We start from the raw sequence: 2,053 nt of genomic DNA on the forward strand, positions 1-2,053 counted from the left end.
CGTTTTCTCATCTAATAATAAATCATCACGACGCGTACTTGACGAAGTCAAATCGATAGCCGGGAAAATTCTGCGGTTGGCAATTTTTCTGTCCAACTGCAACTCCATGTTACCTGTTCCTTTAAATTCTTCGAAGATTACTTCGTCCATTTTAGAACCGGTTTCAGTTAAAGCTGTGGCGATGATACTCAAAGAACCACCGTTTTCTACATTACGAGCCGCACCGAAGAAACGTTTAGGTTTTTGCAAGGCATTGGCATCCACTCCTCCCGATAATACTTTACCAGAGGCAGGTTGCACGGTATTGTATGCTCTGGCCAAACGCGTAATCGAGTCTAACAAAATCACCACATCGTGACCACATTCCACCAAACGTTTTGATTTTTCTAAAACAATATTAGCAATTTTAACGTGTTCAGAAGGTTCTCTATCAAATGTAGAGGCAATAACTTCACCTCGAACACTGCGTTGCATATCAGTAACCTCTTCTGGACGTTCATCTATTAATAACACAATTAGATAAACTTCAGGGTGATTAGCGGCAATGGCATTGGCAATGTCTTTTAACAACATTGTTTTACCAGTTTTGGGTTGGGCTACTATCATACCACGTTGCCCTTTTCCTATTGGGGAAAACAAATCGATAACACGTGTAGAAACACTAGCTTGCTTATCAGCTATATTGAATTTTTCTTTAGGGAATATGGGAGTTAAGTGTTCAAAAGAAACTCTGTCACGAACTACTTGAGGATCATGCCCATTGATTTTTAAAACTTTTACAAGTGGAAAAAATTTTTCTCCTTCTTTTGGTGGACGAACAACACCTTTTACGGTATCACCTGTTTTTAAACCAAATAATCTAATTTGTGAAGTTGATAAATAGATATCATCGGGCGAAGCCAGGTAGTTATAATCCGAAGAACGCAAGAAACCATATCCGTCTGGCATCATTTCTAGCACTCCTTCACTTTCTATAATTCCATCAAATTCATAATCAGAGTCTCTAAAATTATTGGGCTTTTTTCCTTTAAAGTTAGGATTGTTATTATTCGCATTCATATTACCATTACCATTTTGATGTTTTGGTCTTGGTTCACGATTATTATCGATGTTTGGATTAGGGTTAGCTACAACTTCTTTTTCAGTAGTTACATTACTTTTTACAGTTTCATTTGATTCGGTTACAATTTCAGTTGAAATGGTCTTATTAGTTTTATCAAAAGATTTTTTAAATTTTTGAGCATTATTTTGATAAGAAGATTTCTCTTCAATATTTTTTTCAACTTTTTCACTTACTGTTGTTACATTTTCAAACAAATCACTTTGAATTGTTTCTGATGCTTTTTTAATTTCAGGTAAGATTCGAGCTCTTTTGGATTTATTTTCTTGGTTTTTTTCTGAAGCAACTTTAGTTACCTCAGTTTCCACGGCTTTATTTTGATGTTCTAAAATTTGTTCAATAAGCGCATCTTTTTTGACACCAGTAACTTTTATGGTTTTTGCTAATTTAGCAATTTCTTGAAGCTCAGCAAGCTTCATTTCTTTTAAGGCAGAAATATCAAACATGAATATTGTTTTGATTTAAAATTTGATTTGGGAAAATAATATAAATAATAGGTAGAAATTATTGTAAAAAATAGTCCGAAGGTTGAAGTACTTGCGGATTTATTATGCAATAATACAAATAATATTTTACCTTGCAATAGTATTTTTTTAAAAAGAAACTATATTTTTGTAAATCATTTTTCAAAACTATGTTTAGAATACAAACTTATTATTTAATTGGTAGCTTAATCGTTTCTACGGTTCTACCTTTTCTATTTCCTTTATGGAAAGATGCAAATGGCAAATCCTTTTATTTTATGATGGATCTTACTTATGTTGCTCTTTTCGGATTGAGTAATACATTATCATTATTAAGCATTATATCACATAAAAAAAGACAACAACAATTTGTCATGGGCAGATTGAATATCATATTAAATTTAATTTTATTAGGATTATTTGTGTATCGAACACTAACTGCATCTGGAGAAACAGCTATTTCTGAGAA

At 32.7% G+C, this 2,053-nt stretch carries 2 protein-coding genes; one reads left to right on the forward strand and one right to left on the reverse strand.

Features of this window, described 5'->3' with window-relative positions; all coding sequences use genetic code 11:
* A partial coding sequence (gene rho / locus ACOYLT_RS11675) for a transcription termination factor Rho (RefSeq protein WP_422854012.1) occupies nt 1–1,566 on the reverse strand: 1,566 nt, incomplete at its 3' end.
* A gap of 188 nt (nt 1,567–1,754) precedes the next feature.
* On the opposite strand from rho, the gene ACOYLT_RS11680 reads away from it, so the two are divergent.
* Nucleotides 1,755–2,053: DUF4293 family protein (locus ACOYLT_RS11680; protein WP_422854013.1), on the forward strand; the 299-nt coding region annotated here is incomplete at its 3' end.

The sequence above is a fragment of the Flavobacterium sp. genome (assembly GCF_049318185.1).
In the GTDB taxonomy this organism is placed as follows: domain Bacteria; phylum Bacteroidota; class Bacteroidia; order Flavobacteriales; family Flavobacteriaceae; genus Flavobacterium.